General features: G+C 64.9%; 20 protein-coding genes. 14 read left to right on the top strand and 6 right to left on the bottom strand.

Annotated elements, in window-relative coordinates; all coding sequences use genetic code 11:
• From Q0330_RS03500 to Q0330_RS03510, 3 genes are all read left to right on the top strand, one after another.
• Positions 1-587 (top strand): ATP-binding cassette domain-containing protein (locus Q0330_RS03500; RefSeq protein WP_299474529.1); only part of this gene is annotated, 587 nt, incomplete at its 5' end.
• A 30-nt stretch (positions 588-617) separates the two neighbouring features.
• Positions 618-776, top strand: a complete 159-nt coding sequence (locus Q0330_RS03505) for a hypothetical protein (RefSeq protein WP_299474532.1) — start codon at positions 618-620, stop codon at positions 774-776.
• Between the two features lie 5 nt (positions 777-781).
• Positions 782-2,008 (top strand): class I SAM-dependent RNA methyltransferase, encoded by a 1,227-nt coding sequence (locus Q0330_RS03510; protein WP_299474535.1) that lies wholly within the window; start codon positions 782-784, stop codon positions 2,006-2,008.
• A gap of 19 nt (positions 2,009-2,027) precedes the next feature.
• Here the strand turns inward: Q0330_RS03510 and pncB are convergent, their stop codons facing one another.
• The gene (pncB, locus tag Q0330_RS03515) at positions 2,028-3,344 is read right to left on the bottom strand and encodes a nicotinate phosphoribosyltransferase (protein WP_299474538.1); all 1,317 of its coding nucleotides are present in this window, start codon (positions 3,342-3,344) and stop codon (positions 2,028-2,030) included.
• Positions 3,341-3,937, bottom strand: a complete 597-nt coding sequence (gene pncA / locus Q0330_RS03520; protein WP_299474541.1) for a bifunctional nicotinamidase/pyrazinamidase — start codon at positions 3,935-3,937, stop codon at positions 3,341-3,343. Before pncA ends, pncB begins: the two co-directional genes overlap by 4 nt.
• A gap of 210 nt (positions 3,938-4,147) precedes the next feature.
• Between pncA and Q0330_RS03525 the strand changes: the two genes are divergently transcribed.
• From Q0330_RS03525 to Q0330_RS03540, 4 genes are all read left to right on the top strand, one after another.
• Positions 4,148-5,755 (top strand): DASS family sodium-coupled anion symporter, encoded by a 1,608-nt coding sequence (locus tag Q0330_RS03525; protein WP_299474544.1) that lies wholly within the window; start codon positions 4,148-4,150, stop codon positions 5,753-5,755.
• A gap of 67 nt (positions 5,756-5,822) precedes the next feature.
• Entirely contained in the window at positions 5,823-6,743 is a 921-nt protein-coding gene (locus tag Q0330_RS03530; RefSeq protein ID WP_299474547.1) for a rhodanese-related sulfurtransferase, read from the top strand.
• A 64-nt stretch (positions 6,744-6,807) separates the two neighbouring features.
• Positions 6,808-7,731: an AEC family transporter gene (locus Q0330_RS03535; RefSeq protein ID WP_299474550.1), complete on the top strand. Its 924-nt coding sequence runs from the start codon at positions 6,808-6,810 to the stop codon at positions 7,729-7,731.
• 78 nt (positions 7,732-7,809) lie between these two features.
• Positions 7,810-8,991, top strand: a complete 1,182-nt coding sequence (locus Q0330_RS03540; RefSeq protein ID WP_299474553.1) for an acetyl-CoA C-acyltransferase family protein — start codon at positions 7,810-7,812, stop codon at positions 8,989-8,991.
• A gap of 219 nt (positions 8,992-9,210) precedes the next feature.
• On the opposite strand, the gene Q0330_RS03545 is transcribed toward Q0330_RS03540, so the two are convergent.
• The 3 genes from Q0330_RS03545 to uraH form a co-directional block, all read right to left on the bottom strand.
• A complete protein-coding gene (locus tag Q0330_RS03545; protein ID WP_299474556.1) occupies positions 9,211-9,663 on the bottom strand; it encodes an SRPBCC domain-containing protein in 453 nt (150 codons plus the stop codon).
• On the bottom strand, positions 9,656-9,991 hold the full coding sequence (locus Q0330_RS03550; RefSeq protein WP_299474559.1) for a metalloregulator ArsR/SmtB family transcription factor: 336 nt from the start codon (positions 9,989-9,991) through the stop codon (positions 9,656-9,658). Before Q0330_RS03550 ends, Q0330_RS03545 begins: the two co-directional genes overlap by 8 nt.
• Before the next feature lie 213 nt (positions 9,992-10,204).
• Positions 10,205-10,537 (bottom strand): hydroxyisourate hydrolase, encoded by a 333-nt coding sequence (gene uraH / locus Q0330_RS03555; protein WP_299474562.1) that lies wholly within the window; start codon positions 10,535-10,537, stop codon positions 10,205-10,207.
• A 96-nt stretch (positions 10,538-10,633) separates the two neighbouring features.
• Between uraH and puuE the strand changes: the two genes are divergently transcribed.
• Together puuE and Q0330_RS03565 are read left to right on the top strand one after the other, a co-directional pair.
• Complete coding sequence (gene puuE / locus Q0330_RS03560) at positions 10,634-12,049, top strand: allantoinase PuuE (RefSeq protein ID WP_299474566.1); 1,416 nt, start codon at positions 10,634-10,636, stop codon at positions 12,047-12,049.
• Positions 12,046-12,540: an ureidoglycolate lyase gene (locus Q0330_RS03565; RefSeq protein WP_299474569.1), complete on the top strand. Its 495-nt coding sequence runs from the start codon at positions 12,046-12,048 to the stop codon at positions 12,538-12,540. The genes puuE and Q0330_RS03565 overlap by 4 nt, the downstream gene beginning before the upstream one ends.
• Positions 12,541-12,695: 155 nt before the next feature.
• On the opposite strand, the gene Q0330_RS03570 is transcribed toward Q0330_RS03565, so the two are convergent.
• Positions 12,696-13,469 (bottom strand): IclR family transcriptional regulator, encoded by a 774-nt coding sequence (locus Q0330_RS03570; RefSeq protein WP_299474572.1) that lies wholly within the window; start codon positions 13,467-13,469, stop codon positions 12,696-12,698.
• A 225-nt stretch (positions 13,470-13,694) separates the two neighbouring features.
• On the opposite strand from Q0330_RS03570, the gene Q0330_RS03575 reads away from it, so the two are divergent.
• From Q0330_RS03575 to Q0330_RS03595, 5 genes are all read left to right on the top strand, one after another.
• On the top strand, positions 13,695-14,531 hold the full coding sequence (locus tag Q0330_RS03575) for a cyclase family protein (protein WP_299474575.1): 837 nt from the start codon (positions 13,695-13,697) through the stop codon (positions 14,529-14,531).
• A 78-nt stretch (positions 14,532-14,609) separates the two neighbouring features.
• A complete protein-coding gene (locus tag Q0330_RS03580) occupies positions 14,610-15,563 on the top strand; it encodes an alpha/beta hydrolase (RefSeq protein ID WP_299474578.1) in 954 nt (317 codons plus the stop codon).
• 28 nt (positions 15,564-15,591) lie between these two features.
• Positions 15,592-15,939, top strand: coding sequence for a cupin domain-containing protein (locus Q0330_RS03585; RefSeq protein ID WP_299474581.1), 348 nt, complete (start codon positions 15,592-15,594; stop codon positions 15,937-15,939).
• Positions 15,939-16,733 carry an SDR family NAD(P)-dependent oxidoreductase gene (locus Q0330_RS03590; protein WP_299474584.1) on the top strand — a complete coding sequence of 265 codons (795 nt, stop codon included), beginning with the start codon at positions 15,939-15,941 and terminating at the stop codon, positions 16,731-16,733. Before Q0330_RS03585 ends, Q0330_RS03590 begins: the two co-directional genes overlap by 1 nt.
• A gap of 4 nt (positions 16,734-16,737) precedes the next feature.
• A complete protein-coding gene (locus tag Q0330_RS03595) occupies positions 16,738-17,664 on the top strand; it encodes a 3-hydroxyacyl-CoA dehydrogenase family protein (RefSeq protein WP_299474587.1) in 927 nt (308 codons plus the stop codon).
• Positions 17,665-17,683 lie beyond the last annotated feature (19 nt).

The raw sequence follows: 17,683 nt of genomic DNA on the forward strand, positions 1-17,683 counted from the left end.
AGGTCACGCAGGAAAGCCTGCGCCGCCAGATCGGCATGGTCACGCAGGAAACCGCGATGTTCAACCGCTCGGCCCGGGACAATATCCGCTACGGCTCTCCCGAGGCGTCGGAACGCGATATTGCCGAGGCGGCTGCGGCAGCAGAGGCGGATGAATTCATCACCGCCATGCAGGACCATGACGGGCAACAGGGCTATGACGCGCATCTGGGCGAACGGGGCGTGAAACTGTCGGGCGGGCAGCGTCAGCGCATCGCCCTTGCCCGCGCCTTCCTGAAGAACGCGCCGATCCTGATCCTGGACGAGGCGACGAGCGCACTGGACAGCGAAGTCGAGGCGGCGATCCAGTCCTCGCTCGACCGGGTGATGGAGGGCAAGACCGTGCTGGCCATCGCGCACCGCCTGTCGACCATCGCCGAGATGGACCGCATCGTCGTGCTGGAGGAGGGCCGCATCGTCGAGGAAGGCAGCCATGACGCGCTTCTGGCCCGTGGCGGCACCTATGCGCGTTACTGGAACCGGCAATCGGGCGGATTCCTCGGCACCGATGAGGTGGCCGGGCTTCCAGAGACCGCCGCAAAGGCCTAGATTGGCGGGCGACCCGAAAAGGAAGCCGCCATGACGCGCCTCGCAACCGTATTGCTATTCGCCATCACCGCCCTTGGCGGCTGCGCCGGCACGCCAGAGCGCCATGCGCTCGACAGTTTCAACGATACGGTCGGCACGGCGAACCGGACGGCATCGAACATCCGCACCATCGACCGGCTGATCAACTGACCCGCATGAGTGTTTTGCAGATCGAACGTCTTGGCCGGCGCGGCGACGGCATCGCCCGCGACGCCGAGGGCCGGCAGGTGCTGGCCGCGCTGACCCTGCCCGGAGAGGAAATCGAGGGCGACATCGTGGATGGCCGCATCGACCGGCCTCGCATCCTGACCCCCTCGCCCGACCGGGTGCGCCCGGCCTGCCCGCATTACGCGAGTTGCGGCGGCTGCGCGCTGATGCATGGCAGCGACGGTTTCGTCGCCCGCTGGAAGGCGCAAAGCGTCACCTCGGCCCTTGCCGCGCATGGGATTGCGGCAAGGATCGGCGGCGTCGCAACCTCACCCGAGCGCTCGCGCCGGCGGGCGGTGCTGTCGGGACGGCGGACGAAGAAGGGGGCGACGGTCGGGTTTCATGCCCGTGCCTCGGACCAGATCACCGATCTGCGGGAGTGCCTTGTGCTGCGGCCCGGCATCGTCGAGGCCCTGCCGGTGCTGCGCGATCTGGTGGCGGCAGGGGCCTCGCGCGGGGCGGAGCTGTCGCTGAGCGTGACCGAGACCGCCGCCGGGCTGGATATCGCCGTGACCGGCGGCAAGGCACTGGATGCGGGCCTGACCGAGCGGTTGGGCGACATCATGCGGCAAGGCGATTTCGCCCGGCTGGACTGGGACGGCACGCCGATGACGCGCCGTGCGCCGCTGCTTCGGATGGGCACGGCCCGGGTCACGCCCCCGCCCGGTGTCTTTCTGCAGGCCACGGCAGAGGGCGAGGCCGCGCTACTGGCCGTCACCCGCAAGGCGCTGGAGGGCGCGGGTCGTATCGTCGATCTTTTCGCCGGTTGCGGCACATTTGCCTTGCCGCTGGCGGCCTCGGCAGAGGTTCACGCGGTCGAAGGCCTTGCCGCGCCGCTGAAGGCGCTCGATGCCGCATGGCGCGCCACGCCCGGCCTGCACCGCGTCACCACCGAGACCCGCGACCTGTCCGCCCGTCCGCTGATGCCGGATGAACTGGCGCGTTTCGACGCCGCCGTCATCGACCCGCCGCGCACAGGTGCTGCGGCACAGGCGGAACAGCTTTCCGCATCCGCGCTGACGCGCGTGGTCTGGATCAGCTGCGATCCGGTCACATTCGCCCGCGACGCCGCGACCATGCTGGCCGGCGGCTGGCGCATGGGGTCGGTCTATGTGATCGACCAGTTCCGCTGGTCCCCGCATGTGGAAACCGCGACCGTCTTCACCCGGGACTGACCTGACCCTGTGTCATGTTTCAGACGAAGAGTTCGACCCGCTCCTGCTCGCCGACGCCGAAGACGCGCTTGTAACGCTCGATCTCGCCCTTCGGACCCATCGCCTTGGCCGGGTTGTCGGAGAGCTTCACCGTCGGGCGCCCCTCGGCTGCGACCGCCTTGCAGACGAGGCTGAGCGGGTTCAGCCCGTCGCCATCGACCAGCCCCCGGAAATCATTGGTCAGAAGCGTGCCCCAGCCGAAGCTGACCTTCACCCGACCGTGGAAGCGATTGTAAAGATCCTCGATCTCGGCCACGTCCAGCCCGTCCGAGAAGATGACAAGCTTCTTGCTCGGATCCTCGCCGCGATCCTTCCACCATTGAATCGCGATCTCGGTATTCTCGACCGGATCGCCGGAATCGACACGGATCCCGGTCCAGCCGGCCAGCCAGTCCGGCGCGCCCGCCAGAAAGCCCTTGGTGCCATAGGTATCGGGCAGGATCATGCGCAGATTGCCGTCATGTTCCTCGTGCCAGTCGGCGAGGACGCGGTAAGGGGCCTGTTTCAACTCCTCGTCGCTATTGGCGAGCGCGGCATAGACCATCGGCAACTCATGGGCATTCGTCCCGATGGCCTCCAGATCGCGGCGCATGGCGATCAGGCAGTTCGAAGTGCCGGTGAACTTGCCGCCCGGCGCATTGCCCAGGCCCTCGCCCATGGCCTGAACGCACCAGTCCTGCCACAGATAGGAATGCCGCCGTCTCGTGCCGAAATCGGCGATCTTGAGATCGGGCAACTGGTTCAGCCGGGTGATCTTTTCCCAGACCCGGGTCATGGCGCGGGCATAAAGAACCTGCAACTCGAACCGTCCCATATCCTTGGTCACCGCGCGCGAGCGCAGCTCCATGATGATCGCCAATGCCGGGATTTCCCACAGCATCACCTCGGGCCACTTGCCTTCGAAGCGCAGCTCGTACTGGCCGTCGCGGGTCGACAGCTCGTAGTCCGGCAGTTGCACGTTTTCCAGCCATTCCATGAAATCGGGCCGGAACATCTGCCGCTTGCCATAGAAGGTATTGCCGCGCAGCCAGGTTGATTCCCCCCGCGTCAGCCGCAGCGCGCGGACCTGATCGAGCTGCTCGCGCAACTCGACCTCGTCCACCACCTCGGCCAGGCGGACGGACTTGGTGCGGTTGATCAGCTGGAAGGTGACATTGGTGTCGCGCTTGTTGCGAAACACCGACTGGCACATCAGCAGCTTGTAGAAATCGGTGTCCAGCAGCGAGCGCACGATCGGGTCGATCTTCCAGCGGTGATTATAGACGCGCGCGGCGATATCGACATTGGGCATCATCATTTCAGCGTCACTCCTGCCGCGCGCATGTTTTCCTGCGCTGCCCGTTTCGAGCCGTTCAGGTCGATGGCGCGGGTCGCATCCTCGATCACGCCGGTGTTGAAGCCCAGCTTCGCCGCGTCGATGGCCGACCAGGCGACGCAGAAATCATGGGCGAGGCCGACGAAATCGAGCGTCATCAGCCCGCGTTCGCGCAGATAGCCTGCCAGCCCGGTGCGGGTCTGGTGGTCATTCTCGAAGAAGGCCGAATAGCTGTCGATCTCGGGGCGATAGCCCTTGCGGATGATCACATCGGCCACATCCACCGCCAGCGCCGGATGAAACCCCGCCCCGGGAGAGCTGATCACGCAATGGCGCGGCCAAAGGACCTGGGTTCCGTAAGCCATCTCGACCGTCGAAAAAGGCGCGGCACCGGGATGGTTATCGGCGAAGCTGGAATGGTTGTCGGGATGCCAGTCCTGGGTCAGCACCACGGCGTCGTAATCGGCCATCAAGTCGTTGATGGGGCCGATGATCTGGTCGCCACCCTCGACCGCGAGCCGGCCGCCGGGGCAGAAATCGACCTGCGCGTCGATGACAATCAGGGCCTTGGGCATCAGCAGATCCTCCGTTACCCTTTCGTAGCAGGTGCGTCCGGGGCGTCAATGCCGCCCCGTTTCGCCCTGCTTCGCCAGCCTTCACGGGTTGGGCTGTCACCCGCAGCGATGCCGCCGGCGCCGACCTGTCCTTTTGGATAGTCTTCGCTTGCGATCTGCCCGTAATCCGCGCAACCTGACCCGAGAGAGAACGAGGGGGAGGGACAAGACATGGCCGATAACGAGCTTCCGGAAGAGCTCCATCAACAGGGGCAATATGACGAATATGACGAGGGGCCAAGCCGGTCTGCCGGCATGGTCTGGGGGATGCGCGCCGCAGGGCTGATCGCCGCCGGGCTGGTCTGGCTGTTGCTTGGCGGCTCCGAAGGGCTGTCGCCCGATGCCCGCAACGTCGCCGCCATCGGCACGCTGATGGCGATCTGGTGGATGTCCGAGGCGATTCCGCTTTCGGCCACCTCGCTTCTGCCCATCGTGCTGATCCCGATGCTGACCGAGCGCACGGTGAACGAGGCCACCGCGCCCTATGCCAGTTCCATCGTCTTCCTGTTCCTCGGCGGTTTCCTGATCGCCATCGCCATGGAGAAATGGAACCTGCATCGCCGCATCGCGCTGCTGACCCTGCGCCAGGTGGGGGTGCAGCCGAAACGCATCATCCTCGGCATGATGCTGGCCACCGGATTCCTGTCCATGTGGGTGTCGAACACCGCCACCACGCTGATGATGCTGCCCATCGGGTTGTCGATCCTGACCCTGGTGATCGAGCGCAGCCACCATACCGATCAGGGTGCCGAGGCGGGCGAGGCGATTGCCGCCGGCAACACCATCTCGGATGTCGTGGACGACCCGAACATCCGGGCCTTCGGCATCTGCCTGGTGCTGTCCATCGCCTGGGCGGCGACCATCGGCGGGCTTGGCACGCTTCTGGGCAGCCCGCCCAATGCCATCGTCGCCGGCTATGTCGCCGACGAATTGGGGCGCAAGATCGGCTTCCTGCAATGGATGATGATCGGCCTGCCGCTGGCGCTTGTCTTCATCTTCATCGCCTGGGTGCTGATGACCAATGTGCTGTTCCGCTTCACCCTGTCCGAGGTTCCGGGCGGGCGCGCCATGATCGACGACGAAATCTCGCATCTCGGCCCGGTCGGGCAGGGAGAGCGTATGGTCATGATCGTCTTCGGGTCGGCAGCGTTTCTCTGGGTGGTGCCGGGGTTGATCGGCAGCCTGACCGGGCTCAGCCTCGGGCCGCTCGATGATCTGAACGATACCGCCGTGGCCATTGCCGCCGGGATCGCGCTGTTCATCCTGCCGGGCAAGGGGCGCACCACCATGGTGCTGAACTGGAAGGATGCCGAGGACGGATTGCCCTGGGGCGTGCTGCTGCTGTTCGGCGGCGGGCTGTCGCTGGCCGGTGCGGTCGCGGCCAGCGGTCTCGACCAGTGGTTCGGCCAGCAGGTGCAGGGCCTTGGTGCATTGACGCCGATCATGCTGATCGTGGCCGTTACCACGCTGATCCTGTTCCTGACCGAGGTGACATCGAACACCGCCACGGCGGCGACCTTCATCCCGATCCTCGGCGGGGTTGCCGTGGGCATCGGCGTCGATCCGATGGCGCTGCTGATCCCGGCGGCCTTCGCGGCCACCTGCGCCTTCATGCTGCCGGTCGGCACCCCGCCCAATGCCATCGTCTTCGGCACCGGCGCGGTGACCATCCGGCAGATGGCGCGGGGCGGCTTCGTGCTGAACATCGTCGGCATTATCCTGATCACCATGTTCATCTATCTGCTGGGCGGCTTCGCCCTGAACATCACCTTCGGATGATGAGTTGACGCCAGAGGTTTGACGACGGAGGTTTGACGACTCGGGGCGCGGCGGCTATGGCCAGCACATGCTGACCGTCGCCGCGCTTTACCATTTTACCCGCTTCCCCGACCCCAAGGCCCTGCAAGGCCCGCTGGCGAAGCTTGCCTGTGGCGAAGGCGTCAAGGGCACGCTGCTGCTCGCGCCCGAGGGGATCAACGGCACCATCGCCGGCCCTCGCGCTGGCATCGACGCGGTGCTGGCCCATATCCGCGCCCTGCCGGGCTGCGCAGGTCTGGTCTGGAAGGAAAGCACCGCAACCGAGATGCCCTTCGGCCGGATGAAAGTCCGCCTGAAACGCGAGATCGTGACCATGGGCCAGCCCGATGTCGACCCGCTGGCCGCCGTCGGCCATTACGTCGCCCCCGCCGATTGGAACGACCTGATCTCGGCCCCCGATGTCGCCGTGATCGACACCCGCAACGATTACGAGGTCGAGATCGGCACCTTCGACGGCGCCGTCGATCCGGGCACGAAATCCTTCCGCGACTTCCCTGCCTGGTGGCAAGACAATGCCCATCGCTTCCACAACAAGCGCATCGCCATGTTCTGCACCGGCGGTATCCGCTGCGAGAAATCGACCAATTACCTGATCTCGCAAGGCGTGGAGGAAGTTTTCCACCTTCAGGGCGGCATCCTGAAATATCTGGAAGAAATCCCCGAGGCCGACAGCAGATGGCAGGGCGAGTGCTTTGTCTTCGACAAGCGCGTCAGCCTCGGTCACGGGCTGAAACATGGCAGCTACGACCTCTGCCATGCCTGCCGCCGGCCACTCTCGGCCAGGGACAAGGCCCGCCCGGAATATGAGGAAGGCGTCAGTTGTCACCGCTGCCTGTCGGAATACTCCGATACCGACCGTGCCCGCTTCCGCGAGCGCCAGCATCAGGTCGAACTGGCCGAGGAACGGGGCGAGGCGCATATCGGCAGGGAGCCGGCCTCGCGGGCTTGAAACTCGCCGCCACGGATGATCTTGTCGGCGCGAGCGGGGCCAGACCCCAGAGCGGGACCGAGCAATGCTGGCGATTTTCCTGAAAACCCTGCCCTTCTTCGCCCTGATCGGGCTGGGCTGGTTCGCCGCGCGCAGTCGTATCTTCCCGCCCGAGGGTGCCGCCTGGCTGACCCGCTTCGTCTTCTATTTCGCGCTGTCGGCCATGCTGTTCCGCTTTGCCGCAACGCTCGACATCAACGAGATCTGGGACCCGGCCTTCGCCGCCGCCTATCTGACCGGCTCGCTCATCCTCTGGGCCATCGGCATGGCCATAGGTCGCGCCCGCAATCTTGGCCTTGCCGAAGCGGCGATGGAGGCGCATTGCTATGTCATCGGCAATACCGGCTTTCTCGGCGTGCCGATGCTGATCGTGCTGCTGGGAGAGGCCGCCGCCGGCCCGGTCCTGTTGATCCTGATCATCGACCTCGTGGTCTTCTCGACCCTCATCACCGTTATCGTCACGGGGACGCGGCAGGGCCGCATCCGGCTGGCGACGCTCTGGGTGCTGTTGCGCGGGCTGCTGGCGAACCCGATGATCGTCTCGATGCTGGCCGGTCTCGGCTGGTCGGCACTGAGCCTGCCGCTGCCCGGCCCGGCGATGGAGTTCCTGACCCTGCTTTCGGCTGCCGCCACGCCGGGCGCGCTTTTCGCCATCGGCGCCAGCCTTGTCGGTCGCCGCGCCGAGCGCCCGGTCATCGCGCTCTGGCTGTCCTTCGCCAAGCTGGTCCTGCACCCGGCCGCCGTCGCCGCTGCCTGCTATGTCTTCGGCGTCGCCCCTTTCGCCGCCGGCGTCATGATCGCCGCCGCCGCCCTGCCGGTCGCGGGCAATGTCTTCATGCTGGCCGAATATTTCGGCATCGCCGTGCAGCGCGTCTCCTCGGCCATCCTGATCTCGACCGCCGCCAGCGTCGCCACCATTCCCGTCGTCATCCATCTGATCGGCGGTTGAACGCGACGCAGTGTCCCGCTTCACAGCGGGCCTCGCGCCGCCTAAGCTGTCACCACATTCTGTTAGGGAGAGATCACCATGGCCGATTCCGATATCGTCATTCTGTCCGGCGCGCGCACCGCGATCGGCACTTTCGGCGGCAGCCTTGCCGCGATCCCGCCGATCCAGCTGGCCGCGACCGCGACCAAGGCCGCCATCGAGCGCGCCGGCATCTCGCCCGACCAGATCGGCACCGTGGTCTTCGGCCATGTCCTCAATACCGAGCCGCGCGACATGTACCTGTCCCGCGTCGCCATGCTGGATGCGGGCGTGCCGAACACCACCCCGGCGATGAACGTGAACCGGCTTTGCGGGTCGGGCGCGCAGGCCATCGTCTCGGCGGTGCAGATGCTGGCGCTCGGCGATGCCGATTTCGCCGTCGCGGGCGGTGCCGAATCGATGTCGCGCGCGCCCTATGCGGTGCCGGCGGCGCGTTTCGGCGCCAAGATGGGCGATGTGCAGATGCTCGACATGATGGTCGGCGCGCTGACCTGTCCGATGGGGACCGGCCATATGGGGGTGACCGCCGAAAACGTCGCCGCCGAGCATGACATCACCCGCGAGGCCCAGGACGCCTTCGCGCTGGAAAGCCAGAACCGCGCCGCCCGCGCCATCGCCGAGGGCCGCTTCAAGGACCAGATCGTCCCCATCGAGGTCAAGACCCGCAAGGGCGTCGTGGCCTTCGACACCGACGAGCATCCGAAGGAAACCTCGCTCGACAAGCTCGCGGGCCTCAAGACCGTGTTCAAGAAGGACGGCACGGTGACGGCGGGCAATGCCTCGGGCATCAATGACGGCGCTGCCGCCGTGGTGCTGGCCCGCGCCGATGCCGCCAAGGCCGCCGGCCTGACCCCGCGCTTCAAGGTGCTGGGCTATGCCATCGCCGGCGTCCGGCCCGAGGTGATGGGCATCGGCCCGATCCCCGCCGTGCAGAAGCTGCTGGAGAAAACCGGCCTGAAAGCCAGCGATTTCGACGTGATCGAATCGAACGAGGCCTTCGCGGCGCAGGCGCTGGCGGTGAACAAGGGGCTCGGCCTCGACCCGGCGAAGGTGAACCCGAATGGCGGCGCCATCGCGCTTGGCCACCCGGTCGGCGCGACCGGCGCGATCCTTACCGTGAAGTCGATGTACGAGCTGGACCGCATCGGCGGCAAGCGCGCGCTGATCACCATGTGCATCGGCGGCGGTCAGGGGATTGCCCTGGCGATCGAGCGGATCTGAAGAACCCTATCCGGGCCGGCTGTATAGCCTGCGCTTGATCGCGAATTGAGGGGCTGCATTCTGTCTTTCCTGAAAACGAGACCCAAGAAGCGACGGGTCTCGTTTTGGGGGACAGGAGGGCTCGGATCAGATAGCTGAAGCGGATTGGGGCTGCCTTTCGCCACGGCAGCCCCACGACCCGCTCTGAGTGCAAACGCTACAAAATATCAGACGCCCCGACTATTGCTCGAAACTGCTGGCGAGAATGGCCAGATTGTCCAGCGCGGCAGACCAGCCAGTGTTGTAATCCTTGAACATGTCCGGCCCGGCCAGGCTGGTGATCTGCAAGGTAACGCGCAAATGGCTGCCACCAGGGCTTTCGCTGATTTCGTGGCTGCACAGGCTGATCGAGATGGTTTGCCCACCGACCATCAGCGTTTCGGTGAAGCAAAGAAAATCCGGCGATACCACATGAAAATCGCCGATGGTGTTGAACTCGGGGGCCTCTTTCGGGCCGCAACGTATCACCTCTCGCCCGCCGGGGCGGCAATCGAACTGGTCGATGATGATCACGCTGTCATTGTCCGGCGCGCTCCATTTCTGGCGAAGGTCGCGGTCGGTCATGGTGTGGAACAACCGCGCGGGAGAACAGGCGATATCGCGGGTCAGGACCAGGGTTTCAAAATCAGCCATCGTGAGAATCCTTTTCGATGTTTTCGGCAAGTGCGGAGAGTCTGTCGAGGCGGCCTTCCCAGAGACGGCGTTGCCGCTTCAGCCATTCTTCGGCCTCGGCGATGGGAAGCGCCTCGATATGAACCATGCGGACCCGGCCAACCTTCTCCGAGCGGACCAGACCGGCAGCTTCGAGCTTGCCCAGATGCTTGAGGAAGGAGGGCAGCGCCATTTCATGGGGGGCGTATAGCTCCGAGACCGGAGCGGACCCGGTTGTCAGTCGCTCAATCACCGCCCGTCGGGTTGGGTCGGACAAGGCGGCAAAGAGAGCGTCAAGATGATTAGCCATATGGCTAAGTATTAAGGTCTATGTGTTTCGGCAAGAGAAACCTAGCCGAATGGCTATGTTTTTAAGATCAAGCTGAAAACGCGGTCAAATTTGTGACCCTCGTTGGCAAGTCAGAGCGTCCAGCGTCAGAAAAGCAAATGTAGAGGGTTCGTCGAAAAGGGCTGAAAGCCGCCATGCCGCCGAGAGATCCGGCGCATTGACCCGCTGGTTGCCCTAACTTCCCCGATACGTCGAATAGCCATAGGGCGAGAGCAGCAGCGGAACGTGATAATGGCTCGCCTCGGACGTGGTGAAGCGCAGCGGGATCACGTCCAGGAAATCGCGCTGACCCAGATAATCACCGGCATGGAAGACCAACTCATAGGTGCCCTTCACGAATTCGGTCTCTGGCAGGATCTGGGCGTCGGTGCGGCCGTCGGCATTGGTGGTCACGGTTTTCAGGTGCTTCCGCGCATCGCCCTCGATCCGGTAAAGCTCGATCCTCAGGCCCGCGGCCGGGATGCCCTTCGCGGTGTCCAGAACATGCGTCGTCAGATAGCCTGCCATATCCGTTCCCTTCCGTGTCGCGCCCTGATCGTTTCACGCATTTCACCCGAAGGAAAGCGGCGATAGACTGGCCCGAGACAGCGATGGAGACAGGCGATGACACGTTACCCTCGGGACATGCGCGGATATGGAGCGAACCCGCCGGATGCGAAATGGCCGGGTGGCGCGAAAGTCGCGGTGCAGTTCGTGCTGAACTATGAGGAGGGTGGCGAGAATTGCGTGCTGCATGGCGATGCGGCGTCCGAAGCCTTCCTGTCGGATATCGCGGGCGCGGCGATGTGGCCGGGGCAGCGGCATTGGAACATGGAATCCATCTATGAATATGGCGCGCGGGCCGGGTTCTGGCGGCTGCACCGCCTGTTCACGGGCGCAGGCATTCCGGTGACCATCTATGGCGTCGCCACGGCACTGGCGCGCAGCCCGGAACAGGTCGCGGCGATGAAGGCTGCCGATTGGGAAATCGCCAGCCACGGTCTGAAATGGGTCGAGCACAAGGACATGCCCGAGGATCAGGAACGCGCCGCCATCGCCGAGGCGATCCGGCTGCATACCGAGGTCGTCGGCACCCCGCCCGAGGGCTGGTATACTGGCCGCTGCAGCGCCAATACCGTGCGGCTGACGGCGGAAACCGGGCAATTCGCCTATGTCTCGGACACTTATGACGATGATCTTCCCTATTGGCTGCGGGTGGGCGACCGTGACCAGCTGGTCATCCCCTATACGCTGGAAGCCAATGACATGCGCTTCGCCACTGCGCCCGGCTATATCACCGGCGAGCAGTTCTATCAGTATCTGAAGGACGCATTCGACGTGCTCTATGCCGAAGGCCAGGCGGGGGCGCCGAAGATGATGAGCATCGGCCTGCATTGCCGGCTGATCGGAAGGCCGGGCAAGCTAGCCGGCTTGAAGCGTTTCATCGACTATATTCAGGGCTTCGAGGGCGTCTGGACCCCGCGCCGCATCGACATCGCCCGGCACTGGGCCGAAACCCATCCGCCGGTCCGTTTCGAGCGTCCCTCGGAAATGGACCGCGAGACATTCGTTGCCCGCTACGGCGGCATCTTCGAACATTCGCCCTGGATCGCGGAACGCGCCTTCGGGATGGAGCTTGGCCCCGCCCATGACAGCGCCGTGGGGCTGCATAATGCGCTTTGCCGCATGTTCCGCTCGGCCTCCGAAGCGGAACGGCTGGGCGTCTTGACCGCGCATCCGGATCTGGCCGGCAAGCTGGCGCAGGCGAAGTGGCTGACGGCGGAATCGACGCATGAGCAGGCAAGCGCCGGGCTGGACGCGCTGACCGATGCCGAACGCGCCGAGTTCACGGCGCTGAACGAGGCCTATGTTGCCAGGCACGGCTTTCCCTTCATCATCGCCGTGCGCGACCATGACAAGGCGGGCATCCTTGCCGCCTTCCGCCGTCGCATCGACAATGACCGACCGACGGAATTCGCCGAGGCCTGCGCCCAGGTCGAACGCATCGCGGCGCTGCGCCTGCAGGACATGCTGCCATGACCACGCTGCGCGCCGAGCCGCTGAGCGCCGAAGCCTTCGCCCCCTTCGGCGAGGTGCTGGAAGTGACCGGCACACCTGACAAGATCATCAATCAGGGCAAGTGCGGGCGGTATCACGACATCGCCGGGCTGGATTTCGGGTCCGATACAGGCGGGGGCCGGGCCGGGATCAGCCTGTTTCACGCCGAACTGCGCGAGATGCCCTACAGGCTCGACCTGCTGGAGCGCCATCCGCTGGGATCGCAGGCCTTCATCCCGATGTCGCAATCGCGCTTTCTGGTGACGGTGGCCGATGATGCGGGGGGCGTGCCCGCCGCGCCGCGTGCATTCATCGCCCGCGCCGGGCAGGGCGTGAACCTGCGCCGCAATACCTGGCATGGGGTCCTGTGCCCGCTGGACGGATCGGGGCTTTACGGCGTCATCGACCGGATCGGCGACGGCAACAATCTGGAAGAGCACTGGCTTGAGGTGCCGGTGATCGTGACAATCTGATAAGCGCCGTAGCTTTCCCCGTCCGGTTCTGTTTGCCGCGACCGGGCGCGATCCGTCGACACCCTGCGCCGACCGACCCGAACCAGCAGATCGAGGTTGCGAAACCGCGTGGCGTCAGGCGGCCTTGTCCTGCAAATCCATCGCGGCTGTCATCGTCATTGCGTGCCAAGGGCACCGAGATGCCGGCGCAACTCGCGTGCACTGCGCAGGATCTCGCGGGTGACGAGCGCGCTGACGAGGTCGAAACGGTGGCTCGGGACCGGGATCGAAATGGCGTAGATCTCGCCCAGATGGCTGCGCAGCGCGAAGCCCACGGCTGAAATCCCCTCGGTATGTTCGTCGCAATCGCGGGCGAAGCCGGACTTTCGGATTTCGGTCAGGGTCCGGCGCAGGTTGTCCCAGTCGGTCTTGATGCCGCTTCCGGACCATTCCACCTCGGCCATGCGGCGTGCCTCGTCATCGGGAAACAGTGCCAGGGCGGCGCGACCGTTCGCCGTGGTGGTCAGGGGAAAACGCTCTCCGACCGAGGAGACGGCGCGCAGGCGGTGGGTGCCGGGAACCTGATCAAGAAAGACCATGCGACCGTCGCGCAGGACCGAAAGGTCTGCGGTCTCGCCGGTCTTTTCCACGATGCGGGTCAGGTAGGGGTGGCAGACCGGGACCGGATCGAAGCGGGCCGCGGCGGCCAGAAGGGCCAGTTCCGGCCCCAGGCGGATCCCGGCATTGCCGATCGTGGTGACCAGCCGCTCTTCCTGCAAGGCGGAAACGATCCGCTGCACGGTTGATCGCGCCAGCCCGACGCGACTGGCGATCTGGCCAAGCGATAACCCTTCGGGATCGTCGCGCAATACCCGAAGGATCGCGGCCGCGCGCCCAATGACCTGTATCCCGTTTCGCGGCGGATGATTCGCGCCATCGTCATGTGCCATGCGTCACCCATCAGCCGTTTGGTTCACTTCTACATCTCACGATGCGGATATCCAATCCAAAAAGCCCACAATGCGATACAATTTGCCAATTCCGAAATTATTCCGTTGACCGCGATGCAGGTCATATGGCCCGCTATATGGGACGGATGGGAGGACATCCAGATCACTCGACCTACATCACGCACGGGCCTTTTGCGGCTCGCGGCGAACAGAGGAGGACTGCTTATGGTCAAGATTCGCGGCATTGAATTCGAGGGTAACACCGACAACAGCATGGGGCTGGAATTCTACAACCTCAGCCACCGCTTCGGTTTCCAGAACCCGAACTGGCCCTATTTCGAGGATACCAAGATCGAGCGTATCCACTATATGGCCAAGTCCGGCGTGCTGTCGCAGCGCATCACCACCACCATGCACGCGACCACCCATATCGACGCGCCGGCCCATGTCGTTCAGGGCACGCCCTTCATCGACGAGGTGCCGCTGCCGCATTTCTTCGGTTCCGGCATCGTGGTGTCGCTGCCCAAGAAGAAATGGGAATTCATCACCGGCGACGATCTGGAAAAGGCCTGCGGCAAGTCGATCCGCAAGGGCGACGTGCTGATCATCAATACCGGCTGGCACAAGCAATACGAGGATGGCGATTACTTCGCCTATTGCCCCGGCTTCGTGAAATCGGCAGGCGAATGGATGGTCGAGAAGGGCATCAAGGTCGTCGGCCACGACACCCAGGCCAATGACCACCCGCTGGCCACCGCGATCGGCCCGCAGCGCAATGGCCCGCTGCTGCCGCACCTGGCCGAGGAATACAAGGAATGGTCCGGCGGCAATGACTGGAAAGACGACTTCCCGGAATGGGAGCCGGTTCATAACATCCTGTTCAGGAACGGCATCATGGGGATCGAGAATGTCGGCGGCGATCTGGATGCGGTCACCGGCAAGCGCTGCACCTTTGCCTTCTTCCCCTGGAACTGGGATCGCGGCGACGGCTGCATCGTCCGCCTCGTGGCGATGATCGACAAGGATCAGAAGTTCCGCATCGAGGCGGGCGAGAGGATCTGAGCCAAGGCTTCGTCCCCGCCGGCGGAGGAGCCGGCGGGGGCGGTCAGACCAGACCACGACCGCAAGGGGAGCTGCGCAATGGGCTTTCGTATCTGCACGATTCTGGCCGGCCTCGGGCTGGCATGGACGCTGCCCGCTTCGGCGCAGGTCGCCGACATGCCCGAGATCGCCCAGAAGCTGCGCGACATGGGCACGACCCTGACCCGAGAGGTGGTCGGCGGAACGCATGCCCTTTACGCGCCGCTTTATCCGACGCTGCCCGTCGAAGGCGTCGAGTTTGAAACCGACCTGGTCTATGGCCCTGCCGAGCGCAACCGGCTGGATGTCTATAAGCCCGCTGCGGCAGATGGCACGGCGCCGATCCAGATCTTCGCCCATGGCGGCGGCTTCGTGCGCGGCGACAAGGCCGAGGTTGCCAATCTCGGCCCCTATTTCGCGCAGAACGGCGTCGTTTTCGTGGCGATGAACTATCGGCTGGCGCCGGATGCAAAATGGCCCTCGGGTGCCGAGGATATGGCTGCGGTGGTGCAATGGCTGCACGACAACCCGGCGGCGCATGGCGGCGATGTTTCGAAGATCGTCGTTGCCGGCAACTCGGCAGGATCGGCCCATGCGGCGGATTATGCCTTCCGCGAGGAATTTCAGCTTCCCGATGACGGTGTGATCGGCGCGATCTTGGTCTCGCCCCCGAGCGCGAATCTGACCGATCACCAGATCGACCCGGACCGCGATGCGCAATATTACGGCACCGACCCGGCCGAGTTGGCCGAGCGGTCCTATATCGACCAGCTCGACGGGCGGAAGCTGCCGGTCATGCTGGCGGCGGGCGAACTGGATATCCCGCTGGCGCAGGACCAGACCGGCCAATTGATCGCGGGTTTGCTGGCCCGTGACGGGCATCTGCCGGTGACCGCCATCGTGCCCGGCCACAACCACATCTCGATTGTCGCGCATATCGGAACGGCGGATGCCTCGCTCGGTCCCGACATGCTGGAATTCATCCGCGAGGCGGCGCTGTTTCCGCCGCAATAGGCGAGGGCGCCCAAAAGGGAGGAAAAAGATGCTTATCAAGCGTTTCGAGGACGCCCAGCCCTACGAGGCCCCCAATCACTGGGGCGTCTCGGGCCTGCGTCTGCAAGGGTTCGAGGAGGGCGGTCCGACGAACCAGTGGATCGGCTTCAGCCAGTTCCTGCCCGGCGGTGGCGCCGGGCCTGACGCGACGCCGGTCGAGAAGCTCTATGTCGTGCTGGAGGGTGAAATGACCCTCGAATGGGACGGCAGGACCGAGGTGCTGCGTGCCATGGACAGCTGCACCATCCCGCCCGGCCAGGTCCGGCGGATCGAGAACAGGTCCAACCATGTCTGCAAGATGCTCGTCGTCATCCCCTATCCGCCGGAGGCCAAGTGATGTCCGTGACCGATCCGCTGAAAATGTTCGATGTGAAGGGCAAGGTGGCACTGATCACCGGCGCCTCGGGGGCCTTCGGCGCGGTGGCCGCGCGGGTGCTGGCCGGGGCGGGCTGCAAGCTGGTGCTGGCAGCCGGGAATGCCAAGGCCTTGGCGGAAATCGCCGGTGAGTGCCGCGATGCCGGGGCCGACGTGACCGAGATCAACACCCGACCCGATAGCGAAGCTGCCTGTGCGGCGCTGGTGCAGGGCGCGGTGGATGCTTACGGGGCGCTGGATATCCTCGTCGTCGCCTCTGGCATGAACAAGGTCGCCAAGATCGACGAGATGGCGCCGGAAGCCTTCCTGTCGGTGATGGATGCCAATGTCACCCAAAGCTGGCTGCTGGCGCGCGCGGCGACCAGGCAGATGAAGGCGCAGGGCGGCGGGGGCAAGATCGTGCTGGTCAGTTCGGCCCGCGGCCTGCTGGGGCATCCGGCGGGCTATACCGCCTATTGCGCCTCGAAGGCGGCGGTGGACGGGATCACCAAGGCGCTTGGTTGCGAGCTTGGGCCGACCGGCATCACGGTCAACGCGATTGCGCCGACGGTCTTCCGCTCGCCCCTGACGGCCTGGATGTTCGAGGATACCGACGACGCCAAAACGGTGCGCAACGGCTTCCTGACCCGCGTTCCCAAGGGCCGGCTGGGCGAGCCCGAGGATCTGGCCGGGCCGCTGCTGTTCCTGTCCTCGAAGGCCAGCGACTTCTATACCGGCCATATCCTCTACGCCGATGGCGGCTATACGGCGGGCTGAGGCGATGCGGAAGAACCTCCAGATCGCCGTGATCGGGGCCGGGCTGATGGGCCACGGCATCGCGCTGACGCTGGCGCGGGCCGGGCAATATGTCGCCGTGACCGATCCCAGCCCCGAAGCCCGCGCCGCGCTTGCGGCCCGGGTCTCGGAAAGCCTTTCGCTGATGGGCGAAAGCGAGGCGCAGATCGCGAAGATCCTCAAGAAGATCGAGATCGTCGACACCATCGAATCCGCCGTGAAAGGCGCCTACGCTGTCTTCGAGGCGGCGCCCGAGAAGATGGCGCTGAAACAGTCCATCTTCGCCGAGATCGAGGCCCATGCGCCCGATGACTGCATCCTTGCCTCCAACACCTCGGTCATGCCGATCACCGAGATCATGTCGGGCCTCAGGCTGAAGAACCGCGCGCTTGGCACGCATTGGTGGAACCCGCCGCACATGATCCCGCTGGTCGAGGTGATCCGCACCGAATGGACCGAGGAGGGGGTCGTGCAGGCGATGATGGATCTGCTGGCTGATGCCGGAAAGACCCCGGTTCGGGTCGAGAAGGACGTGCCGGGCTTCATCGGCAACCGCCTGCAACATGCGCTCTGGCGCGAGGCGATCAGCCTGGTCGAGCGCGGCATCTGCGACGCGGAATCGGTCGATACGGTGGTGAAATCCTGCTTCGGGCGCCGGCTGTCGGTGCTAGGTCCGCTGGAAAACGCCGATCTGGTCGGCACCGACCTGACGCTGGACATCCACAATACCGTGCTGGCCGACCTGGAAGACCGCGCCGGCCCTTCGCCCTATCTGGAACGGCTGGTTGCCGAAGGAAAGCTTGGCATGAAGACCGGCGAGGGCTTCCGCAAATGGACGCCCGAAGATGCGGCGGCGACCCGCAACCGCGTCACCACCCATCTGCGCAAGCTGGAGGGGATCCTGAAGGACTGACGGCTGTTGCAATCACCCC

The organism is uncultured Paracoccus sp., from assembly GCF_937873615.1.
Classification (GTDB): domain Bacteria; phylum Pseudomonadota; class Alphaproteobacteria; order Rhodobacterales; family Rhodobacteraceae; genus Paracoccus.

Coding starts and splice junctions, on each gene's coding strand:
- Q0330_RS03530 (WP_299474547.1), top strand. CDS start 5,823: ATGCTGACCGTCGCCGCGCTTTACCATTTTACCCGCTTCCCCGACCCC.
- puuE (WP_299474566.1), top strand. CDS start 10,634: ATGACACGTTACCCTCGGGACATGCGCGGATATGGAGCGAACCCGCCG.
- Q0330_RS03575 (WP_299474575.1), top strand. CDS start 13,695: ATGGTCAAGATTCGCGGCATTGAATTCGAGGGTAACACCGACAACAGC.
- Q0330_RS03535 (WP_299474550.1), top strand. CDS start 6,808: ATGCTGGCGATTTTCCTGAAAACCCTGCCCTTCTTCGCCCTGATCGGG.
- Q0330_RS03570 (WP_299474572.1), bottom strand. CDS start 13,469: ATGGCACATGACGATGGCGCGAATCATCCGCCGCGAAACGGGATACAG.
- Q0330_RS03505 (WP_299474532.1), top strand. CDS start 618: ATGACGCGCCTCGCAACCGTATTGCTATTCGCCATCACCGCCCTTGGC.
- Q0330_RS03550 (WP_299474559.1), bottom strand. CDS start 9,991: ATGGCTAATCATCTTGACGCTCTCTTTGCCGCCTTGTCCGACCCAACC.
- Q0330_RS03525 (WP_299474544.1), top strand. CDS start 4,148: ATGGCCGATAACGAGCTTCCGGAAGAGCTCCATCAACAGGGGCAATAT.
- Q0330_RS03585 (WP_299474581.1), top strand. CDS start 15,592: ATGCTTATCAAGCGTTTCGAGGACGCCCAGCCCTACGAGGCCCCCAAT.
- Q0330_RS03580 (WP_299474578.1), top strand. CDS start 14,610: ATGGGCTTTCGTATCTGCACGATTCTGGCCGGCCTCGGGCTGGCATGG.
- Q0330_RS03510 (WP_299474535.1), top strand. CDS start 782: ATGAGTGTTTTGCAGATCGAACGTCTTGGCCGGCGCGGCGACGGCATC.
- uraH (WP_299474562.1), bottom strand. CDS start 10,537: ATGGCAGGCTATCTGACGACGCATGTTCTGGACACCGCGAAGGGCATC.
- Q0330_RS03545 (WP_299474556.1), bottom strand. CDS start 9,663: ATGGCTGATTTTGAAACCCTGGTCCTGACCCGCGATATCGCCTGTTCT.
- Q0330_RS03590 (WP_299474584.1), top strand. CDS start 15,939: ATGTCCGTGACCGATCCGCTGAAAATGTTCGATGTGAAGGGCAAGGTG.
- Q0330_RS03540 (WP_299474553.1), top strand. CDS start 7,810: ATGGCCGATTCCGATATCGTCATTCTGTCCGGCGCGCGCACCGCGATC.
- pncB (WP_299474538.1), bottom strand. CDS start 3,344: ATGATGATGCCCAATGTCGATATCGCCGCGCGCGTCTATAATCACCGC.
- pncA (WP_299474541.1), bottom strand. CDS start 3,937: ATGCCCAAGGCCCTGATTGTCATCGACGCGCAGGTCGATTTCTGCCCC.
- Q0330_RS03565 (WP_299474569.1), top strand. CDS start 12,046: ATGACCACGCTGCGCGCCGAGCCGCTGAGCGCCGAAGCCTTCGCCCCC.
- Q0330_RS03595 (WP_299474587.1), top strand. CDS start 16,738: ATGCGGAAGAACCTCCAGATCGCCGTGATCGGGGCCGGGCTGATGGGC.